Below are 21,024 nucleotides of genomic sequence, written 5' to 3'. Positions count from 1 at the left end.
GTCCCCACCCACTAGTTGATCATGCGGGGTAGCGATCATGGCTAAACGTACCCGGGCCACACACTACATCCGACAAATCGAAGAGATGCCGATCTCTTGCCCGCGACTGCCAGTGCCCCTTCCGCACCCAGCCAACCGCAGTTGATCACCCTTTTCAGCACTGCACGACACGAAGGAGGACCCCATGGCCTACCGAGCTACGACGCCGCATCGCGGCGTCAGCGATCCCTTGGGGACACATGACATCAACGAACTCCAGTACTGCCGACCACCCCAAGCGCGAGCAAGAGCAGACCCCGTCGGGCACACCGACACCACAGGTCCGCCAGGCCGACCAATCTTCAGCAGAAGATCTGGCCAGCAAGCCCTCTGCAGCTTCGCACCCCGACGCGCTCGCCATTGAGCTGCCGGACCACGACCCGCTGCTCACCACGCAGGCAGCGTCCGCGCTGTTCCGCCTGATTCGAAACCTCTCACACAGCCGTGCGCATCCCGTAGATCACCAACAGGAGAACACATGAGATTCGCGTTCTATGGTCGCGTCTCGACCGAGGACAACCAAGATCCAGAAGCCTCACGGAACTGGCAGCTGACCCGGGCCCGCAGCCTGATCGAACCAGCCGGTCACCAAGTCGTCGCCGAGTACTTCGACATCGGAACATCCAGGTCGCTGCCGTGGAAGCGGCGGCCGCGTGCCGCCGAACTCCTCACGGCGCTGCGAGAGCCGCGCCGCGGGTTCGAGGGCGTGGTGATCGGCGAGCCACAGCGCGCTTTCTACGGCAACCAGTTCGGCCTGACATTTCCACTCTTCGAGCACTACGGCGTGCAGCTGTGGATCCCGGAGGTCGGCGGTGCAGTCGACCCAGGAAGCGACGCACACGACCTGGTCATGGCGCTGTACGGCGGAATGAGCAAGGGCGAGCGCAACCGCATCAAGATCCGAGTCCGGTCCGCCATGGCGGCGCAGGCAGCCATGGAGGGCCGGTTCCTCGGCGGTCGCCCTCCATACGGTTACCGCCTCATCGACGCCGGCCCTCACCCCAACCCAGCGAAGGCGTCGGACGGCAGGCGCCTGCACAGGCTCGAGCCGGACCCCTCAACCGCGCCGGTGGTGCAGCGCATTTACCGGGAGTTCGTGCGCGGCACCGGCCTATACGCCATCGCTGAGGGCCTGACCCGTGACGGCATCCTGTCCCCGTCCGCCAGCGACCCACAACGCAACCCGCACCGACACGTCAACGCATGGGGCAAGTCGGCGGTGCGCGTGATTCTCACCAACCCGCGCTACACCGGCCGCCAGGTGTGGAACAAGCAGCGCAAGACCGAAGTCCTCATCGACGTCGAGGACGTGGCTCTGGGCCACGACACCAAGATGCGCTGGAGCCCACAGCAGGATTGGATCTACTCCAACGATCCGGCGCATGAAGCCATCATCGACGATGACACCTTCCGACAGGTACAGACGCTCATCGCCGCAGGCGCCCGCCGACCCGACGTCGAGCACAAACCCCGCCGGAGCAAGCACAGCTACACCTTGTCAGGACTGATCTTCTGCGGCCTGTGCAGTAGGCGCATGGTCGGCAGCTTCAACAACGGCCGCAGGCACTACCGGTGCACCTACGCCGCCGAATACGCCGACTCCAAGCGACTGGCCCATCCACGCAGTGTCTACCTGCGCGAAGACAAGATCGTCGAACTGATTGACCCATGGGTGGCCAGGGCGTTCTCCCCCGCCAACCTTCGCGACACCCTGCAAGCCATGGCCGATTCCCAGCACGACGACCGCGACAGACACCGTATCGACGCCGCCCGGACCAAGATCGCAGGCTGCAATACCAAGCTCGACCGGTACCGCGCAGCGCTCGAAGTCGGCACCGACCCAGTACTGGTCCAGCAGTGGATCGCCCAAGCACAAGCCGAGAAGGCCGCGGCCGAGTCGGAGCTGCGGGCGCTTACCGGCCGCCGAACCATGACCCCGGGTGAGATCGGAACGCTTGTCGAGGCCATGTCAGGCATCGCGGCCATCCTCAAGGTCGCCGATCCGGCCGACAAGGCGGAACTGTATCGACAACTCGGACTTCGGCTTACATACGAACCAGGCCCCCGCTTGATCAAAGCGGAGGCCAGCCCAGATGGATCATGTACTAGTGTGTGTCCGAGGGGGGACTTGAACCCCCACGCCCTATACGGGCACTAGCACCTCAAGCTAGCGCGTCTGCCATTCCGCCACCCGGACCGGTGGTGTCCGACCTCCCCCGCCCACCCGCGCACATTTCCGCAGGTGTCCGACGTCAGCCGCACGAGCCATAACTGTACACGGCCAAGGTTGATCACGCACATCGGGTTACCGCCCGGCTATCGTCCCTCCCGTGACAGCCGACATCTGGGTAGTGGCCGGCCCACCCGGCGCAGGCAAGTCCACCGTCGCCGAACTGCTCCTCAAGGCCCTCACCCCCACCCCCGCCCACCTGGACAAGGACGTCCTCTACGGCAGCTTCGTAGCCGCCACCCTGGCGGCGGCGGGCCGCCCCTTCAGCGAGCGCGAAGGCCCCTGGTACGACGCCCACATCAAGATCCACGAGTACGGCGGCATGACCGCCACCGCCCGAGCCATCCGCTCCCACGGCTGCCCCGTCCTCCTCGACGGCCCGTTCACCAGCCAGATCCACAACCCCGACCGCTGGTCCACCTGGGTGGAGGAACTGGGCGGCGACCCGGTCCACCTCGTCTGGGTACGCACTGACCCCGCCACCCTGCACTCCCGCCTGACCACCCGCGCCCTTCCCCGGGACGCCGCCAAGCTGGCGAACTTCGACGGCTACACCACCACGATCCGCGCCGGTGTCGAACCACCCGTCCCCCACCTGACGGTCGACAACCGCCTGGGCGCACCACCGCTCCCCGACCAGATCAAGGCGCTCCTGGCCGCCCGTTAGACCGCCGTCCGACGCCCGTTAGGCAGCCATCCGCTCCAGGTACGCCTGCGTCTCCGCATCGGTCGAGTACATGATCACCCCGCGCATGCCCCGGGTCAGCAGCACCCGGTACGTGTTGCGGATCAGCTCCGTGAACTGGCTCCCGTCCGCCTTCTTCACCGCCGGGTCCTTGCAGTACTGCGGCCGAGCCACCCATCCGTCCCCGCGCCACACGAAGTCCGGCCCGAAGATCACCCCAGCCCAGTCGTACTCGAACCCCTGAGCCGTGTAAACGCACCCGACCTGCCCGAACCCCCGCTCATCGGAGGCCCAGAAGTACGACTCCGGCGCGTCCGGCACCTTCTGCTCCGGCTTGACGTTCCACGGCCGCGCCCACTCCCCGATGACCACGTCATCGACGAGCACCTTCCGGTCCCCCACCTGCCGCGGGTCACTCCACGGCCAGCAGTACCCGGCCGCGATCCGCGCCGTCCCCGAGTGCTCGTGCTGGCGCCCCACCAGCCACGCCTCCAGCTCCGCCGGAGTCCGCGCCGTACGCACCACGAAGTGCTCGTCCTCGCGGGTCACCAGCTTCGACCAGGGCATGGCCGGGTCCCGCCGCAGCCCGAGCACCCGCGCCACCCACGCGTCGTAGAACTCCGACCCGCCGCACCGGTACTGCCCGTCGAGCCGCACCACCTCGACCTTGCAGCCCAGCCCTTCGGCGGCGTACCGGATCGCCGACTCCGACCCCATCTCCCCCGGCCGCACGATCTGCTTCTCGTCGAGCAGGAACACCGGCACCCGCGCCACGTCGATCAGCTCTTCGATCTGCCGCCGCGCCGCCTGCCGCTTGTCCTTGGGTGTGAACCGGTTGACGCTGGTCTCCCGCAGCCGGTGCGCCTCATCACAGATGATCACATCCAGTGACCTGGGCGGTTCGCTGATGAAGTTGTTGAAGTACCCGAACAGGCCCTGCACCCGCTTGTTGCGGCTGCCCGCGACCCTGCGCATCGTGTTCGTGAACGCGCTGGACCCGGTGGCGTGCATCACCCGGTGGCCGTGGCGGCTCAGCTCGCCGAGCAGGCTCAGCGCGATGACGCTCTTACCGGACCCGGGGCCGCCGAGGACGATCACCACGGTCTGCTGCCGCGCGGTCCGCGAGCGCTCCACGGCCGCCTTCACGGTGCTGAACGCGACCTGCTGCTCGTCGAGCAGCACGAACTGCTCCCGGTCCTGGATCTCCTTGGCCGCGACGTCCAGCAGCTTCCTCGACGGCGCGACCTCGGCCGCGAGCAGTTCCTCGGCGGCCTTGCGCGCCCGGTCGCGGTCCGCGCCCGGGTCGAGGCGGGCGCGCAACCGCTCGATCAGCGCGTCCTTGGTGCCGAGGGTGTAGAGCGTGCCGTACTCGTCCATCCGGTACTGGCGGATGTTCCAGACCCCGGTGTCGAGGGCGTTGTGCAGGTACGCGATGCCGTGGACGCTGTCGGCCTGCTCGGCGAGCATCGGTGTGAAGTCGACGAGCTGCTGGCAGTAGCGGCGTACCTGCTCGACGGGGTGCAGCACCGGCTGGGCGTAGTGGTCGATCTGCACCAGGTCCTCGCCGGCGGGCTCGGCCCGGCTCCACTGTTTCAGCTCGACCACGACGTACGACGGCCGCGCGGTGCGCGGATGGGTGCCGCACAGGATCACGTCGGCGCGTTTGGGGCTGTAGGGCAGCTGGTGCTCCAGCAGCACCTCGACATGGCCGAGCCCGGCGTCGACGAGGTCACCGAGGAAGGCGGGCAGGCTCCTGTCCCAGCTGCGTACCTCGGCGACGGAGACGCCACTGTTGAGCGCGATGCGGGCCTGCTCTGCGAGCACGGAGATGAGGGTGCCCGCACGGGCGTCGTCGAGCAATGCCGCGGCGGATTTGCGGACCAGCGCCACCGAACGTTCTCCCACCTGGGCACGTGTCATCACGTGCGGGTGGGGGCAACGACGCTGTCAGCGGTGCCCGGCGGGCCGCCCGAACAGGTTACCGGGCGGCAGCCGATGCCGCCGCCCGGTGGTTGTCGCTCAGAGGGGTCGTAGCAGGACGGTCAACGACGCGGGTCGGGGATGGAGTTCGTACTGGGGCAGGGTGTCGGGGCCGCAGGAGCGGCTGCCGATGCCGTACTGGGCGAGGTCGATGTTCACCCACACGTGCTCGGACGGCACCAGGTCGGTGGTGTGCGCGGCCGCGTCGAGCTGCTCGCTGGTCCACCGCCGTACGGTCAGCCCGAACTGCGGCTCCGCCTCGATCCGCACCCCGCGCCCGCTGGCGTCGCGCAGCTCAGCCCACCGCACATCGACCCGGGCCCCGTTCTCCTGCGGCCGCACGTACGGCGTCTGCAACTGGTCGACGGACGCCCGCCACCGCCCCATCCGCGCCGCCAGCCGCGTGTCCGGGTACGCCTCCCCCGGCCCCCGCCCGTACCACTCCACCTGGTCGTAGCGGCCCGGCAACGCGAACCGCAGACCCAGCCGAGGCAGCGGCACCGCCCACTGACCGTCGGGCACCAGCTCCAGGTCGAGCCGCAGCACGTCCCCGCAAGCCGACCAGCGATAGGTGGCCAGCAGCCCGGCGTCGATCGCTGCGGGCGCGACCCGCGTCCGCACCGTCACCGTCTCGTCGCTACGCACCATGTCGATCACACGCTGGTGCACCCGGTGCAGCCCCGCTCGCCGCCACTGCGGCGCCAGCACGGGCGCGTCGTTGTCGGTCGGCGCCCGCCACAGGTCCACCCGCGGCGCCACGATTCCGATCCCACCGATCCGCACGACCTGCCCACGCTCGTCGAACAGCGCTGCGTCCGGCGCGCTGAAGCCCGCGCCTGATGCGACTTCGGCCTCCACACGCTGTTCCGCCCGGCCGGAGACCGGGTCACCCTCGCCAAGTTGCCGGGCACTCGGGGACCCGGCCTGCACCGACACCCCCGTTTGCCCGGCAGGTCGCGTGACCGAGCCGACCTCCGGCCGCCCCGTCGAGTCCGCCTCCGGCCGCCCGGTCGAGCCCGTCTCTGGGTGGGCGGCCGGGTCGGCGGTGGCCGCCGTGTCGAGAGACGTGGACGCCAGCCACTGGCCCCAGGCGATCTCGTGTCCGGCGTTCGCCCAGGCCGCGTCTCCGGCGAGCACCGCGCTGACGGTCCACCAGCCCTCGGGCGCCCGCCCGAGATCAGACTCGTCTACCGCAGCCGGGGCCAGGTCGAGGGCTGGCAGCGGCAGCGTGGCGCGCTGTCCGGCCGCGAGCGCCGGGCAGGCCAGCTCGCCCGCCGCCTGCTCGACCCCGTCGACCGCGTACGCCCACCGCAGCACCAGCCCCGCCAGCTCCACGAAGTCGTACCGGTTCTCGATCACCACGTCCCCGGCCGCACCAGCGGTGATCCGCACCGGTTCGATGACCTTCTTGTATTCGACCAGCCCCGGCGACGGACTCCGGTCCGGGAACACGAGTCCGTCACACACGAAGTTTCCGTCGTGCAGCTCTTCGCCGAAGTCCCCGCCGTAGGCGTAGAACTCTCGCCCGTCGGCCGTCCACGACCGGATCCCGTGGTCGAGCCACTCCCACACGAACCCGCCCTGGCACCGCTCGTACGTCTCGAACAGCCGCTGGTATTCGGCCAGCCCGCCGGGCCCGTTGCCCATCGCGTGGGCGTATTCGCACAGGATGAACGGCATCGCCCGCCGCCGCGCGTCCAGCTCCGGATCCTCCAGCGGCGGTTCGGCCCGCTGCCCGATGAGTTCGACCTCGGCGTGGTCGGCGTACATCCGGCTGTACACGTCGGTGTACCGGCAGCTCCGGTCACCTTCGTAGTGGATGGGCCGACTCGGGTCCAGCGCCCGCGCCGCGTCGGCCATGTGCCCGAGGTTCTCGCCGACCCCGGCTTCGTTGCCCAGCGACCACAGCACGATGCTGGGGTGGTTGCGGTCGCGCGCGACCATCCGCCGCGCCCGGTCGACCAGCGCGTCCCGCCACTGCGGTTCGGCGGTCGGGTTGCGCCGCCACCCGTTCTCCTCGAACCCGTGGGTCTCCAGGTCGCACTCGTCCACGACCCACATGCCGAGCTCGTCGCACAGACGCAGGAAGTCGGGGTGCGGCGGGTAGTGGCTGGTCCGTACCGCGTTGATGTTGTGCTGTTTCATCAGCACCAGGTCGGCGCGCATCAGCGCCTCGTCGACGACCCGTCCCCGGTCCGGATCGAACTCGTGCCGGTTGACGCCCCGGAACAGGACCCGCCGCCCGTTGACCTTCAGCACCCCGTCTTCGACGACCACGGTCCGGAACCCCACGTCGAGCACGGCCCGCTCGGCGGCGGTGGCGACCTCGATCCGGTACAGCCGCGGTGTCTCGGCGGTCCATGGGCCGACCGGCACGGTCACCGCATCACCGGCCCCGACGCTCAACCCGAGCTCAGCACAGGTCACCACGGCCGCGACACCGCCGGTGTCGACCCGCAGTGTGCCCAGCCCCGTCAGATGGTCGTAGTCGGCGTGCACGGCCACGTCCGGCAGCCCGCCGGCGGGCCGGGCGAGCAGGGTGACGTCGCGGAAGATGCCCGGCAGCCACCACATGTCCTGGTCTTCGACGTACGTGCCCGCCGACCACTGGTGCACCCGCACCGCCAGGACGTTGCCGGTGGGCCGCAGCAGGTGCCCGACGGCGAACTCGCTGGGCAGCCGACTGCCGTACGTGATCCCGAGTTCGGTGTCGTTGAGCCAGATCCGCCCGCACGAGTCGATCCCGTCGAACCGCAGCACCGCGTCGCCGCCGGGCCACCCGTCGGGCAGGTCGAAGACGCGGCGGTGGTCGCCGGTCGGGTTGTCGGTGGGCACGTGGGGCGGGTCGACCGGGATCGGGTAGCGCACGTTCGTGTACGCGGGCAGGCCCCAGCTGCCGTCTCGCCGGGCCAGGGGCCAGTGTGCGGGCAGTCCGATCTCGTCCCAGCCGCTGTCGTCGTAGCCCGCACCGGCGAACGTGTCGTCGACGTCGGCGGTGGCCGACAGCCGGAACCGCCAGACACCGTTGAGGTCCAGTCGGGGGGCGTCGGTGGTCAGGTGGGCGCGCGGGGTGAGGGCGCCGGTCCCGGGGTTGATCGTCTCCAGGTATCGCACGCGAAACAGGTTTCAACATGATCTACCAGATGTCAACAGAACCCGGGACCGGCCTGGGATTTCAGCCCGTCACGAGCGGGCGGCGAGCTTCTTGCTCAGCCGCTTGACGAGCTCCTTGCGGTCGTGGTCGCCCCGGTCGTGGCCGGTGGGGTCCAGGAACATCGGGTCGGTGCTCTGGTAGACCTCGCTGATCTCGTACGCCCGGTTCTCCAGCTTGAGCGCGTCGAGGTCGGCCTGCAGCCGCTCGTCCAGTGGCAGCTTGTGCTTGTCGACCAGCACCAGCGTCTCACCCTCGGGATCGTCCACCGCGGTGATCTTCACGTTGCCGACGCCGGGGGCGTAGAACTTGCGCTGGATGCCGCCCTCCTCATCCAGCGGGCTGGTCTCGTCGATGACGAGCACCCCGTCGTAGCAGGCGAGCGGCGTGCACACGTCGTCCTGACTCTTGCGGTGCACCTCCCCGCAGTCCAGGAAGTCGATCTCGGGTGCGAACCCTTCGAGGAACTGCTTGCCCTTCTTCGGGTTGCCGGGCACCAGCACCCCGCCCTGGGCGCCCTCCTCACCGGAGATCCAGGTGTTCGGCGCGCCGGTGAAGTTCCCGTTCTCGTCGAACTCCTCCGGGTACTCCCCCAGCACCCACACGTTCTTGTCCTTGTCCTGGGCCTGGAACGCCAGTTCGGACTCGGCCAGTACGTTGTCGTTGGTGTCGACGTCCCACAGCACCCGGGTCTTGACGCCGTCGATCTCCTTGACGAAGTCGGTGACGAACAGGACGACCGTGTGCGGCTGCAGGCCGCCGCCGGTGTCGGAGAAGCCCTGCAGCGTGTACTGGTAGCCCGAGACCAGCGGGTAGAACTTGTTGGTCACCTCGGCGCTGTCCCTGAAGTTCTTGCGGCTGAACTTGGTCAGCGGCTCGCACGGCTTCACCGCCGCGGCACTGGTGGCGTCGCCGTCGGGGGCCTGGTGGGCGGCCGCCGGTCCGGTCAACGCCAGCATCGCGGCCAGCGCCGCCCCCGTGGCCGACCAGGCTGCCGCCCGGCGCCGTGATACCCCCGTGAACCCCGTCATGAGCTGCCCCTCGCAGATGGTGTCGTGCGCGCCGACCGTCCCGGCACGCGCCGTTTCGCACCATATAAGGAGTAGCAAGCCCTACGTGGGCTTATGACCGGTTTTCCGCCATCTGTGGCCCGAGGACCCCGGCCGGGTCGCGGTAGGCCCGCGCCAGCAGCGTCACCCAGTCATAGATCGCGGTCTCGTTCGGCGCGAGCGGCCCCGGGGTGTAGTGCGGCGAGGACATGCCCCGCTGCACCGACTCGCACGCCGCCCAGTCCTGCCGGTTGGTCACGTCCCAGAAGTCCACCGCGTACGACGGGTCGGTGACCTTGTCGTCGAACAGCCAGCTGCACTCCACGAACGTGCGGTCGGCCGCCAGCGGCACCATCCGATGCGCCATCACGTAGTCGGGGTGCAGCGACAGCAGCACGTTCGGGAACAGCCCCAGGTAGCGGACCTCGCGCGGGTCCACGCCGGGCAGCATGATGCCGCGCGAGCGCCCGTCCAACGACATCGTCTCGGCGTGCTCGCGCAGCCGCATCGACCCGCCGAGCCAGTGGCCGGGCTCGTGCCAGTTGTCGCCGGAGGTCGGCGGGGTGACCGCGCACAGTTCCGGATGGATCAGCGGGCAGTGGTAGCACTCGTGGTAGTTCTCGGCGATGATCTTCCAGTTCGCGGCGACCTCGTACCGGTGCACGGCCTTGACCGTCAGGTGCTCGGCCGCGTACGGCGCGACCAAATCGTCCAGCGTCCCCAGGTGCTCCTCGAACGGCATCGCCGAGGCACTCGCGTTGACGAACACCCACCCGTGCCAGTCGACGGCGGGCAGCTCGAACAGCCCGAACGCGCGCGCCTCGAACTCCTCGCCCATCCGCGGCGCGGCCTTCAGCGTCCCGTCCAGGTCGTAGGACCACCCGTGGTACGGGCACACGATCGCCCGCCGCGCACACCGCTCCCCCGACCCAAGCAGCTCATGGCCCCGGTGACGGCACGCGTTGGCGAACGCCCGCACCCGCTCCCCGACGGTGACCACGACCGACAGGTCCCCGACGGTCATCTCCTGCTGGTTGCCCTCGGCGGCGAGCTGGCTGCGCCGCCCCACGCACGTCCACGACCCGGCGAACAGGTGCCGCCGCTCCCAGGCCAGGACCCGCTCGTCGGTGTACGCGGCGACCGGCAGCATCCGCGACTGCCCGAACGGCCGCAGCGCGTCGGCCAGCCCGTCGGCGGCCAGCGGCGCGGCTCCGGCCAACGGCGAGGCACCGGGCAACGGCGAGGCACTGGGCGGCGTCGCGGCGCTCATCGCCGCCCCCGGTCGCGCAGCACCTGCCGGACCACGTTGCGTCCCGGGATGCCGGTGACTCCGCCGCCGCCGTGGGTGGCCGATCCGGCCTGGTAGAGGCCCCGGATCGGGGTGCGCAGGTCGGCGTAGCCGGCGGCGGGGCGGCAGTGGAACATCTGCCCGGGGGTCAGTTCGCCGTGGAAGATGTTGCCGCCGATCAGGCCGTACTCGGTCTGCATCCGGTGGGGGCCGATGACCTGGCGGCCGATGATCGAGTCGGTGAAGCCGGGGGCGACGGCTTCCATCCGCGCGACAAGGCGGTCGGCGTAGGCGTCGAGTTCGGCGGTGTGCGGGTCGGCGGCCCAGGTGTGCGGGACGTACTGGGTGAACATGCTGACCACGTGTTTCCCCTCGGGGGCGAGGGTCGGGTCGAACACCGACGGGATGCAGATGTCGGCGAACGGCAGGGTCGCGGCCCGGCCCGCAGCGGCCTCCTGGAACGCGGTCTCGACGTCGTCGAGCGACTCCGACAGCACGATGGTGCCGCCGTGCACGTCGGGGTCGAAGTCGGGGTGGCTGGTGAACACCGGCAGCCGGTCCACCGCGAAGTTGACCTTCACGGTGCCCGAGCGGGTCTGCCACGCCTCGATGTCCTCGACGAAGTCGGCGGGCAGCTCGGCCCGGTCGATCAGGTCCAGGAACGAGGTCTTCGGATGCGCGGTGGTGATCACCGTACCGGCGGAGATCTCCTCGCCGGAGGCGAGCGTGACCCCGGTGACGCGGCCGTCGCGCACGTCGATGCGGGCCACCGGCGCCTGCGTGCGGATCTCGGCGCCGAACGCCCGCGCCGAGGCGGCCATCGCGGCGGTGACCCCGCCCATGCCGCCGCGCGGGAAGCCCCAGGCGGCCGCCTGGCCGCCGGTCTGGTCCAGGTGGTGGTGCAGGGTCACGAACGCGGTCCCGGCGCTGCGGGGCCCGCCCCAGGTGCCGATCACACCCGACACCGACAGCAGGCCGCGCATCGCGTCGGATTCGAACCGGTGCTCGACCAGGTCGGCGACGCTGGCGGTGAACAGCCGGGTCAGGTCGAACGCGGCCCGCACGTCCACGCCGCGCACCTTGCCCAGCAGCGCCGCCTGCGCGAGCAGGTCACCTGGCCGCTTCGAACCGAGCTTCGGGGGTATGGCGTCCAGCAGCGGCCCGACCTTGGCACCCAGCGCCCCCAGCCACGCCTCCCAACGCTCATAGGCGTCGGCGTCGGCCTTGGAGAACTTCGCGATCTCGGCGTAACGGTGCCCCGGTTCGTTCACCAGGTGCAGGTGGCGGCCGTCGCGGCGGGGCGCGAAGTAGGGGCCCTGCGGGTAGACGTGGTAGCCGTGCTCGGCCAGCCGGAGGTCGCGCACCATGTCCGGTGGCAGCAGGCTCACCACATAGGACAGGGAGGTCACCAGGAAGTCCGGGCCGAACGGGCGTTCGGAGACGGCGGCCCCGCCGACGATCTCGCGGCGTTCCAGCACCAGCACCCGGCGCCCGGCGCGGGCAAGGTAGGCGGCGGCGACCAGGCCGTTGTGCCCGCCCCCGACGATGATCACGTCGTACGTCACCCGAAGAGTGTGCCTGACTGATCACTCAGTTGGGAAGAGCACGTTCGACATGCGCAATATTTACAACGATCATTTAATATGGCGCACCCGGCAACCATCTGCGCAACCACCGATCGCCGCAATGCGCCCCGCCGAGACGCCCCGGCCGGTTGAATGGACAGGGTGAGGGGTCGCGCATGCTCGCCGTACTGATGCTCGGCCTGGTGCTGGTCGCCTGGGCCGTCATCGCCCGACCAGCCCAGCGCTACAGCGTCACGGTCCCCATCGCCATGGCCGCCTCCGGCATGATCCTCACCAGCGGCACCCACCCGCTCGTCGACGTCGAACTCACCGGCCCCACCGTCCGCCACCTCGTCGAACTCACCCTCGCCGTGGTCCTGTTCACCGACGCCACCGACATCGGCATCCGCTGGCTGCGCACCCACACCGGCGTCACCCTGCGCATGCTGCTCATCGCGTTCCCACTCACCGTCCTGCTCGGCTACCTCGCCGCGATCCCACTGCTGGCCGGCGCCGGCTGGTGGGTCTGCGCCATCACCGCCGTCACCCTGTCGGCCACCGACTCCACCCCGATCACCCCACTGCTGCACGACCAACGCCTGCCCGGCGACCTACGCCAGACCATCACCGTCGTCAGCGGCCTCGACGACGGCCTGGCCGCACCACTGCTGCTCATCGTGCTCGCCGGAGCCGCCGGCGGCACCACCGTCCCCGAAGTGCTGCTCGAACTGCTCATCTCCGTCATCGTCGGCACCGCCTGCGGCTTCGGCGGCGCCCGCCTGCTGCTCTGGGCCCGCCGCCGCGACTGGAGCACCGACGACGCCGAACGGGTCGGCCTGCTCGCCCTGGCCATCGCCGCGTTCGCCGGCGCCTACGTACTACACGGCAACGGCTTCGTCGCCGCCTTCGCCGCCGGACTGACCTGCCGCGCCACCGCACCCGACCTGCCCCGCTCAGCCCTACAGACCTGCGAGGACGCCGTGGCCGTGCTGTCGGCCGCGGTCTGGTTCGTGTTCGGGTCCCTGGTCGTGCCGTCGTTCACCGACGGCCTGGACTGGCGGGTGTTCCTCTACGCCTTCGCCAGCCTCACCGTCATCCGCATGATCCCGGTGGCACTGGCCCTGATCGGCACCCACCTGCCCCGACGCGAAGTGCTCGCGCTCGGCTTCTGGGGACCGCGCGGCCTGGACAGCATGGTGCTCGGCATCATCGCCCTGGAGCAACTGAGCGGCCTGGACGCCGACTGGGTCGCCGACATGGTCGTCGTCGTGGTCGGGCTCAGCATCGTCGTACACGGGCTGAGTACCCGACTGTTCGCCAACCGGTGGGTCCGGTGGGAGTCCGCCGCGCTCAGCCCCGCGCCTGCAGGGCCACCGTCGCGATCGCCGACTCGACGCCCTTGACCAGCTCCCGCAGCTCCTGCGGCAACCCGAGCCGGACGGACTCCAGCCGGTCGCGGGTCGCCCCGTTGCTCAACATCGGCACCACGATCGAGACCCCGATCACCGTGGTCAGCGACGCCAGCAGCGCCGACGGCACATCCAGCACCTCGCTGGGGCGGCCCAGCAGGAACCCCAGCCGCACCACCGAACGCGTCGCCTCGGTCGGGTCGGCCGCCGGGTAGCGGACCTGGGTACGGCCGGTCAGGCCGCGCGAGGTCTCCCGGCGCACGACACCGCGCAGGCCCAGGCGGTGGGCGACGACCTCCTTGACGTCGGTACGCAGATGCTGGATCCAGTTCTGCACCGGATGCCCGGTGCCGACCTTCTGCAGCTCGGCCACCACCTGGTCGTTGACCGCGTCGCCGTTCTGCCGCGCCGACCAGGCCGCGACCCGGCCCGACTCGACCACCAGGGTTCCGGCCAGCAACAGCTCACCGAGCGCGGCGGCGGCCAGGCCGCAGGACAGCACCTCATTGTTGATCTTCGTCTTGCCGCTGTACTCGTCGTGCCCGATGAGGAAGAGCTCGTCGGCGAGAGCCAGTTCCATGCTGTCCTCCGAAAACGGGTGTGGTGTGGGCGGGGCGAACCCCGCCACACCACCCTGAAATGTCAGCGGTTACCCCCGCCCCCCCCCCGGACCCCCGCCGGGTGGCCTTGCTCCTTTACTTTCTGCCCCCCCGGGGGGGGGGGGGGGGGGCCCGCCCCCCCCCCCCCCCCACCACGGTGAAGTGTCAGCGGTACCCGGCGCCCAGCGCCTTCAGCCGCGCGTGCACGCCGTCGTACACGCTGGTCCGCCCGAGGTATTGCTTGGCCAGCTTGGCGACCATCGTGTAGTTGGTGTCCACCACGTTGCCGACCGGGGCCTCCCCGGCCTGGGTGACCAGTTGGAGCGAGTCCAGCAGGTCCAGGCCGGTCAGCTCCGACACCCAGGTCACCAGGTCGTGCTGGCTGATGCGGTACGCGTCCTCCAGCGGCCGCGCCGACCCGGTCGAGATCAGGTGCGTGTCGGACTCGATCCGCGGCCACGGCGTGGCCACGTTCTTGATCAGCTCGACCGCGACGACCGTCTCCATCGCGGCCTCGACCGCGACCCCGGAGACCTCGCCCTGACCCTGCCGGGCGTGACCGTCACCGACGCCGAACAGCGCGCCCTCGACGTTCACACCGAAGTACACGGTCGTCCCGGCCCGCAGTTCCGGGGTGTCCATGTTGCCGCCGTGGGCGTCGGGCGTGATCGTCATCCGGGACTCGAACGCCCCCGGGGCCACGCCGACGGTCCCGTGCATCGGGTCCAGCGGCAGGTCCACGGTGAAGTCGGAGTTGCGCGCCGAGTAGCGCACGATCCCGGCGGCCTTGTCGATCTCGTACACCCACACCCGCTCCTCCAGGGGCGGGTGCAGCATCGCCGTGTGCGACGTCGCCGTCAGCGCCCCGAAGTGCGGGAACGTGCTCGACACCGCCCAGTCGCGGGCCGGGGTGATGGAGGCGAAGTGCAGCGCGAGCGTGTCGCCCGGCTGCGCCCCCTCCACGTAGAACGGCCCGGTGACCGGGTTGAGGTACGGGAACGTGCACACCTGCGAGGGAAGGTCGCCGAAGCCCCGCACCAGGCCGCCGAAGCAGTCCTCGGTGCGGATCTTCAGCACGTCCCCGGGGCGGACCTTCGCCAGCGGCTTGTTCGGGCCGAAGGTGTAGGCGTACTGCTCCGGGGTCGGGTTGAACTCGTAGAACTCGCTCACGCGGCGGCGTCCACCGACTCGACCGGCTCGCCCCCGAGACCGGACAGGCGCGGGCGGCGCCCGGCCAGGTACATGATCACCAGGATGAGCAGGCCGGCGAGCAGCCAGAGGAACCCGAACGTGAGGGTGTAGACCTTCATGTACTTGATGACCACGCCGAGGAACGCGATGCCGATGATCGGCATGACCAGGTGGGCGAGGTAGTTGCGGCTGCCGTTGCGGACCACGTAGTGCCAGATCACCGAGATGTGCAGCACGACCCAGGCGACCATCGCACCGAAGTTGATCACGTTGGTGAGCCAGACGAGGCTGCCGTCGTTGAGGTAGTACAGGCCGACGCCGCCGACCGCCAGCGAGATCGCGGCGGTGGTGAGCACGGCGCCGGTCGGCGAGGCGTGCTTGGGCGACACCTTCGACAGGAAGCCCGGCAGCTGCCGGTCCCGGGCCATGGCGAACAGCAGGCGCGACATCGCGGTCTGGGCCACCATCGAGTCCGGCAGACCCCACGCGATCGCGGTCGCGATCAGGCACACCTTGGCCAGCCAGCCGCCGCCGGCCACGGCCGCCGCGTCGTAGAACGCCGAGCCCGCCGGGTCGCCGTTGGCGATCAGACCGGCCGGGTCGGCCACGAACAGCGACGCCACCCAGGTCTGCGCCACGAACAGCAGGCCCGCCAGCACCAGCACCGCCGACATGGCCCGGCCGACCTGCCGCGAGCCGCCCTTGTTCTCCTCGGCCAGCATCGAGATGCCGTCGAAGCCCAGGAAGCTCAGCGCGGCCACCGAGACCGCCCCGAAGATGACGGCCCAACTGAAGTTGTCGCTGTTGAAGAACGCGTCGGTCCAGTTGCCGTTGGCCTTGCCCTGCGCGATGGCGGTGATGCCGACGACCAGGAAGATGCCGAGCACGATCAGCTCGCCGACCAGCAGCAGGTTGATCGCGACGGCGGTCAGCCGGATGCCGAAGAAGTTGATGATCGTGTTGATTCCCACGAAGACCAGCAGCCACACCCACGACGGGATGTCGGGCAGCACACCGTTCATGGTGATCGAGGCGACCAGGTAGAGCAGACCCGGCACGAGGATGTAGTCGAGCAGGATCGCCCAGCCCGCGAAGAAGCCCGCGGGGGCGCCGATGCCGCGACCGGCGTAGTTGTACACCGAGCCGGCGATCGGGAAGGCCTTGACCATCTGCGCGTACGAGGCGGCCGTGAAGATCATCAGGGCCATGCCGATGATGTAGGCGAGACCGACCATGCCCGCGGAGGCCTGGAACACCCCACCGAAGATGGCGAACGGGGCGATCGGCACCATGTAGATGAGGCCATAGAACAGCAGGTCAGTGAAGCTCAGCGTCCGGCGCAGCTGCGGGGTGTACCCGAACTTGCTGAGATCCGGATCGCCGACCGGCGTGGTCGCCGTCGGCGAGCCCTCCGCCTGGGGCGTCAGGACAGACATGGCAGTGCCTCCTGGAATCGGTTGTGTCTGAAGTTCGACGTAGTGTGGCGCGGCGCGCACGCCTGCGATCCCATTTGCAAGTACGTCTGGCTGGTCGGGTAGATCTCCGATCCGGACAACTAGCCGTACCGGCTAGTTGTCCGTGGCATCCAAAGCGGCCAAGGCATCACGTACGAACGGATGAGTTTGCGCCGCGGAGGCGTCGGCCAACACCATGGCCAGCAACTGCCGCGCGTCGGCCGACGGAAGTCCATCGGCGTCCTTGCGCCTGCGCCGCCGCCCGTCACTGGCCTGCTGCTCGGCCCGGACGCTCGGCCACAGCACCGCCAACACCCCACCGGTCTGCAGCACCTCGTCGCAGCGGCGCGCCAGATCCTCCGTCGGCCACCGCTCACCCGACTCGACCTTGGCGATCATCGCCTCGCTGTGCGGCATCGCCTGCGCCAGCTTGCCCTGCGACAGCCCGCGCACACCGCGCCACCAGCGCAACTGGTCGGCGAAGTCGCGCGCCGCGGAGAGGGTCTCCACGCGGGCGGAGGTCTGGGTCACTGCATCCTCCAAGGCCATGTCCATACCAGACAGCTCGGGCCCCACGTGATCAATCCGAGAATCGTCACACAGTAAACAACATCCACCGGACCACGGCCAAGGCGACCGAGAAACAAAGATCAGGGCACCTGGACGAACCAGATGCCCTGATCTTCTTAATGGCAGGTTACCGCCGGATGACCAGCACGGTTTCGACCGCGCGGCTCACGAGCAGTACTGCGCCTGCTTGTTGATCACCTTGTACGGGCAGTCGGCCGCCTCGGCCAGCATCAGCACCGCCTCGCGGTTGCGGCTGGTCTGCGCCGGGATGACCTCGTCGGGCGGGTAGAAGCCGCCACCGCTGGACGAACCCGGGTACATCTCGAAGGTGTACGCCCAGATCTTGTGCTGGCCCCACATCCAGTCGATCGAGGTGCCGTCGGCGATGTAGAGGTCGCTGGACTGCTCCGGGGTGTACCCGTTGGTCGCCGCCATCTGCTGACCCAGCGTGGCGAACGTGTTGTACTGGTCGGCCGTCATGCCGCTGGGGTTGTTGGCCGTGGTGTAGCCGAACGGCCACAGCACCAGCTGCGAGTACGTGTGGAAGTCGATGTTGGCCTTGATCTGCTGCACCCCGCCGATCACCCGGCTGTTGACGAAGTTGCGCAGGTTCGTCGTCTCCGGCGCGGAGAACGCCGACGGGCCGCGGTAGGTCTCGCTCGACGTGGAACCGCTGGAACCGCCGCAGCAGCCCCACTGGTAGGACCAGTTGCGGTTGAGGTCGGTGCCGACGTAGCTCGAACCGCTGTTGGGCTGGCGGTTCTTGCGCCACGACCGGTAGGAGCCGGTGGCGATGTCGTACTCGCCGCCGTCGGGGTTCATGTCCGGCACGATCCAGATCTCACGGCTGTTGACGATGTTGGTGATCCGGGTGTCGGTGCCGTAGTTGTCGGCGAACAGGTGCAGCACGTACAGCGCCATCTCGACGGTCAGGTGCTCACGCGCGTGCTGGTGCGCGTTGATCAGGATCTCGACCTCGTTCTCGTCGGTGGCGACGTTGTCGGAGATCTTGATCACCGGCATCGCCCGGCCCTGGTACGAGTTGCCGATGGTCGACTTCGACATGATCGAGGGGTGCGCCGCGACCAGCGAGTTGATCTCGGAGGTCATCTCGGCGTAGTCGTGGTAATTGGAGTCGGCCGACGGGAACGCCTGGGCCTGCGCATCCGGCCCAGCGGGCTGCGCCGCCAGCGAGGTGAGGGTGAAGCCCAGCGCCTTGATGGCCTTGACCTCGGCCGCGGTGGCCGTGATCTCGATCTTGCCGTCGACGACGGCGTCGATCGCGGCACCGGTACGGGCGACGGCGTCGCGGTCGGCCAGGGTCTTGGGACCGTTGACGACATACTGCGCGGAGCTGCTGATCGGCTCCGCGGTGAACGGGGCGCCCTCGGCCGGTCCGGTCAGGACCAGTGAGCCGAGCAGCGCGGCTGCGGATACGAGGACGGTCAACCGTCGTCGCATGAATGCCTCCCATAGGGGGTTGAGGAGGCTCACAGCAGACCACCAGAAACATGGTCATTTCAATATGTCGATTGTTAAGAATGATCACCATCCCGGTGAGCTGCGGCGATACCTGCGGCGATACACCCGGCGGAACGTCAGCAAACGGGAATACCGGCCGACAACCGCGGCATGCGGCAGGTAGGCTCAGCGCGGTGAAGCTCGTACTGGACCTGCACGACATCTTCAACAAGGGGCGCGACATCGAGCGCGCCCTGAACGACATCATGCACGAGGCGGTGGCCAAGAAGGCCCCCATGATCGAGATCATCCCGGGCAAGGGCTCCGGCGCGCTCAAGAAGACCGTGCTGCGCTTCCTGGAGCAGAAGGAGATCAAGGCCATGTACCACCGGGTGGAGAAGGACTCCAAGAACTTCGGCCGCCTGTTCGTGCATTTCAAACACACCAAACCCGGCCGCAAATAGCCTGCCCCGGCGCGATCTTGCGGGGTGGCGTCGGCGGCGGGCGTACGGCAGCATGGGGCGCGTGCCGTCGCCCACTTCGCTGTCCGACATCCGCGCCGAAGCGCTCGCCCGCCGCGACCGCGGGGACCTGAGCAGCGCCCGTGCCCTGCTGGAGCAGGCACTGGACGCCGCCACCATGAGCGCGGGCGAGGACCACCCCGAGGTGCTGGTCACCGGCCACCTGCTGGCGGGCCTGCACCGACAGTCCGGCGACCTGTCCGCCGCCCGCCGGGTGCTGGAGAACGCGCTCTACGCCGGGGCACACCGGCACGGCGACGACCACCCGATGCTGCTGGCGATGTCGTACGACCTCGCCGAGATCGCCGACGAGCTCGGCAACCGGCACGAAGCCCGCCGCCACTACGCCCGCGTCGCGTCGTACGGCGCCGACGCCGGGTTCGACCCGCAGCGCATCGCGGCCGCACAGGCCTGGCTCGGCCCCGGCGCGACCGACGCGGCCGCCGCCGCGCCCACCGTCCCCGACCGGCCCCAAGCCGTCGCACCGCAGGCCATCACACCACAGCCGGTCGCACCGCTGCCGGTGACGCCGCAGCCGGTCGAGCCGCTGCCCGCGACGCCGGTCGAGCCGCACTCCCTGCCCGGCGGGCCCGCCGCACCGCAGCCCGCGACCAGCGGTCCCGCCGCGCCGCCGCCGTGGCCGCCGCTACCCGCCGAGGAGCGCCGCCCCGAACCCCAGCGACCCACCCTGGCGCAGCGGTTCACGCCGGTTGCGCCGCTGCCCGCGCCATCACAGCAGGCCACGCCGTCGCAGCAGGCCACGCCACCACAACTGCCCGCGCCGACGCAGCAGGCCGCGCCATCGCAGCTGCCCGCGCCGTCGCAGCAGCTGCCCGCGCCGATCCACCACCCGGTCGCGCCGCAGCAGGACGCCGCGCCGTCCGCCCGGCTGCTGCAACCACTGCCCGAACTGGACCTGCCGCACCTCAACCGACCGGGCGGTACCGCCCCGACGGCCGACGCGTCGGCGGGCGCCCCGGCCGTGCCCGCGCAGCGCCTGCCCGCGCCGCCCGAGGCCCAGCCCCAGCCGCAGACGCGCCACCAGCCGACCGCGCCGGAGCGGCCGTTCCCGGCACCGGCCACGCAGCCCGCACCGGCGCAGCCCTTCCCGGTGCGGGCCACGCAACCCGCGCCGGTCCCGGACACCGCTGTCCCGCAGCTGCCCGCGGGCATCCCGGTGCTGGCACCGCCGGACACACCCGTACGCCATGTGCTGCAGCAACCGGCGGCACTGCCCGTACCCGTGGTGGTCTCCCCCACCGGCCCCGTGCCCGCGCCGCCCGCCCCGCGCGGCCGCGGTCCGGTGATCGCGGCCATCACCGCCGCCGTCGTGGCGATCCTCGCCGCGGCCGTGACCCTGGTGATGGTGGTGCTCCCGCAGCAGGACGACCCGCCGCCCGCCGACGTGCGCGGCGCCGCCACCGACCTGTTCCTCACCGAGCACGGCGACAAGATCACGCTGAGCTGGTCCGACCCGTCCAACGGTGTCGCGGCACAGTGGATCCTGGTCGGCCGCCCCGGCGAGGAGCCGCAACGCTGGGCGTCACCGCAGAACGGGGTGACCGAGTTCACCTTCGACGGCCTCAACCCGAAGTTCGACTACTGCTTCGCGGTGATGACCATCTACTCCGGCAAGGACCTCCTGCGCTCGGCACTCAAGTGTACAAATCGTACGGTCACGCCGTCCGCGAGCAGTTGACCAGCCCTACCGAACTTTCGCCTGTCACATAGAGCGCCTAGGATGACGACGGCTTCACGGAGGAACGCCATTTTTGCGGGGTCTCCAGTGCCCTGCGCTCTAGGGGGAGGGGCCGATCCATGGCGGATCTGTC

Annotated in this window: 15 protein-coding genes, 1 tRNA gene and 1 pseudogene; 6 read left to right on the top strand and 11 right to left on the bottom strand. The window is 69.8% G+C overall.

Annotation, left to right across the window (positions count from 1 at the left end; all coding sequences use genetic code 11):
- The first annotated feature begins 239 nt into the window (after window positions 1–239).
- Both KUA19_RS30825 and KUA19_RS30820 read left to right on the top strand, forming a co-directional pair.
- Window positions 240–521, top strand: a complete 282-nt coding sequence (locus KUA19_RS30825) for a hypothetical protein (protein ID WP_217401599.1) — start codon at window positions 240–242, stop codon at window positions 519–521.
- On the top strand, window positions 518–2,197 hold the full coding sequence (locus KUA19_RS30820) for a recombinase family protein (RefSeq protein WP_217401774.1): 1,680 nt from the start codon (window positions 518–520) through the stop codon (window positions 2,195–2,197). Before KUA19_RS30825 ends, KUA19_RS30820 begins: the two co-directional genes overlap by 4 nt.
- Here the strand turns inward: KUA19_RS30820 and KUA19_RS30815 are convergent.
- Window positions 2,153–2,236 (bottom strand) — tRNA-Leu (locus KUA19_RS30815). The genes KUA19_RS30820 and KUA19_RS30815 overlap by 45 nt on opposite strands.
- A 133-nt stretch (window positions 2,237–2,369) precedes the next feature.
- On the opposite strand from KUA19_RS30815, the gene KUA19_RS30810 reads away from it, so the two are divergent.
- Window positions 2,370–2,936 carry a P-loop nucleotide/nucleoside kinase family protein gene (locus KUA19_RS30810; RefSeq protein WP_217401597.1) on the top strand — a complete coding sequence of 189 codons (567 nt, stop codon included), beginning with the start codon at window positions 2,370–2,372 and terminating at the stop codon, window positions 2,934–2,936.
- An 18-nt stretch (window positions 2,937–2,954) separates the two neighbouring features.
- Here KUA19_RS30810 and KUA19_RS30805 read toward each other — a convergent pair whose 3' ends face one another.
- From KUA19_RS30805 to KUA19_RS30785, 5 genes are all read right to left on the bottom strand, one after another.
- On the bottom strand, window positions 2,955–4,859 hold the full coding sequence (locus tag KUA19_RS30805; protein WP_308167750.1) for a DNA/RNA helicase domain-containing protein: 1,905 nt from the start codon (window positions 4,857–4,859) through the stop codon (window positions 2,955–2,957).
- Between the two features lie 114 nt (window positions 4,860–4,973).
- Window positions 4,974–8,048 (bottom strand): glycoside hydrolase family 2 TIM barrel-domain containing protein, encoded by a 3,075-nt coding sequence (locus tag KUA19_RS43295; RefSeq protein ID WP_308167749.1) that lies wholly within the window; start codon window positions 8,046–8,048, stop codon window positions 4,974–4,976.
- A gap of 69 nt (window positions 8,049–8,117) precedes the next feature.
- The gene (locus KUA19_RS30795) at window positions 8,118–9,116 is read right to left on the bottom strand and encodes a hypothetical protein (RefSeq protein WP_217401593.1); all 999 of its coding nucleotides are present in this window, start codon (window positions 9,114–9,116) and stop codon (window positions 8,118–8,120) included.
- 91 nt (window positions 9,117–9,207) lie between these two features.
- A complete protein-coding gene (locus KUA19_RS30790; protein ID WP_217401591.1) occupies window positions 9,208–10,404 on the bottom strand; it encodes an aromatic ring-hydroxylating oxygenase subunit alpha in 1,197 nt (398 codons plus the stop codon).
- Window positions 10,401–11,987, bottom strand: a complete 1,587-nt coding sequence (locus KUA19_RS30785) for a phytoene desaturase family protein (protein WP_217401589.1) — start codon at window positions 11,985–11,987, stop codon at window positions 10,401–10,403. The genes KUA19_RS30790 and KUA19_RS30785 overlap by 4 nt, the downstream gene beginning before the upstream one ends.
- 176 nt (window positions 11,988–12,163) lie before the next feature.
- Here KUA19_RS30785 and KUA19_RS30780 point away from each other — a divergent pair, with 176 nt between their 5' ends.
- Window positions 12,164–13,390: a cation:proton antiporter gene (locus tag KUA19_RS30780; RefSeq protein WP_217401587.1), complete on the top strand. Its 1,227-nt coding sequence runs from the start codon at window positions 12,164–12,166 to the stop codon at window positions 13,388–13,390.
- Here the strand turns inward: KUA19_RS30780 and KUA19_RS30775 are convergent.
- The 5 genes and pseudogenes from KUA19_RS30775 to KUA19_RS30755 all read right to left on the bottom strand — a co-directional run.
- Window positions 13,338–13,976, bottom strand: a complete 639-nt coding sequence (locus KUA19_RS30775; RefSeq protein ID WP_217401585.1) for a GOLPH3/VPS74 family protein — start codon at window positions 13,974–13,976, stop codon at window positions 13,338–13,340. The two genes, KUA19_RS30780 and KUA19_RS30775, sit on opposite strands and share 53 nt — an antisense overlap.
- Before the next feature lie 184 nt (window positions 13,977–14,160).
- Window positions 14,161–15,165 (bottom strand): acetamidase/formamidase family protein, encoded by a 1,005-nt coding sequence (locus tag KUA19_RS30770; protein ID WP_217401583.1) that lies wholly within the window; start codon window positions 15,163–15,165, stop codon window positions 14,161–14,163.
- Entirely contained in the window at window positions 15,162–16,622 is a 1,461-nt protein-coding gene (locus KUA19_RS30765; RefSeq protein ID WP_217401581.1) for an APC family permease, read from the bottom strand. The genes KUA19_RS30770 and KUA19_RS30765 overlap by 4 nt, the downstream gene beginning before the upstream one ends.
- Window positions 16,623–16,754: 132 nt before the next feature.
- Window positions 16,755–17,171 (bottom strand): helix-turn-helix domain-containing protein, encoded by a 417-nt coding sequence (locus tag KUA19_RS30760; protein WP_217401579.1) that lies wholly within the window; start codon window positions 17,169–17,171, stop codon window positions 16,755–16,757.
- A 210-nt stretch (window positions 17,172–17,381) separates the two neighbouring features.
- Window positions 17,382–18,671 (bottom strand): annotated as a pseudogene (locus KUA19_RS30755) (M14 family metallopeptidase); the annotation flags it as partial.
- Window positions 18,672–18,865: 194 nt separating this feature from the next.
- Here KUA19_RS30755 and KUA19_RS30750 point away from each other — a divergent pair.
- Window positions 18,866–19,135, top strand: a complete 270-nt coding sequence (locus KUA19_RS30750; RefSeq protein ID WP_217401575.1) for a Smr/MutS family protein — start codon at window positions 18,866–18,868, stop codon at window positions 19,133–19,135.
- Window positions 19,136–19,196: 61 nt separating this feature from the next.
- Entirely contained in the window at window positions 19,197–20,891 is a 1,695-nt protein-coding gene (locus tag KUA19_RS30745) for a tetratricopeptide repeat protein (RefSeq protein WP_217401573.1), read from the top strand.
- Window positions 20,892–21,024: the final 133 nt, after the last annotated feature.

The sequence above is a fragment of the Catellatospora tritici genome, assembly GCF_019083965.1.
Taxonomy (GTDB): Bacteria; Actinomycetota; Actinomycetes; order Mycobacteriales; family Micromonosporaceae; genus Catellatospora; species Catellatospora tritici.
This window is presented reverse-complemented; position numbering and strand designations above follow the sequence as displayed.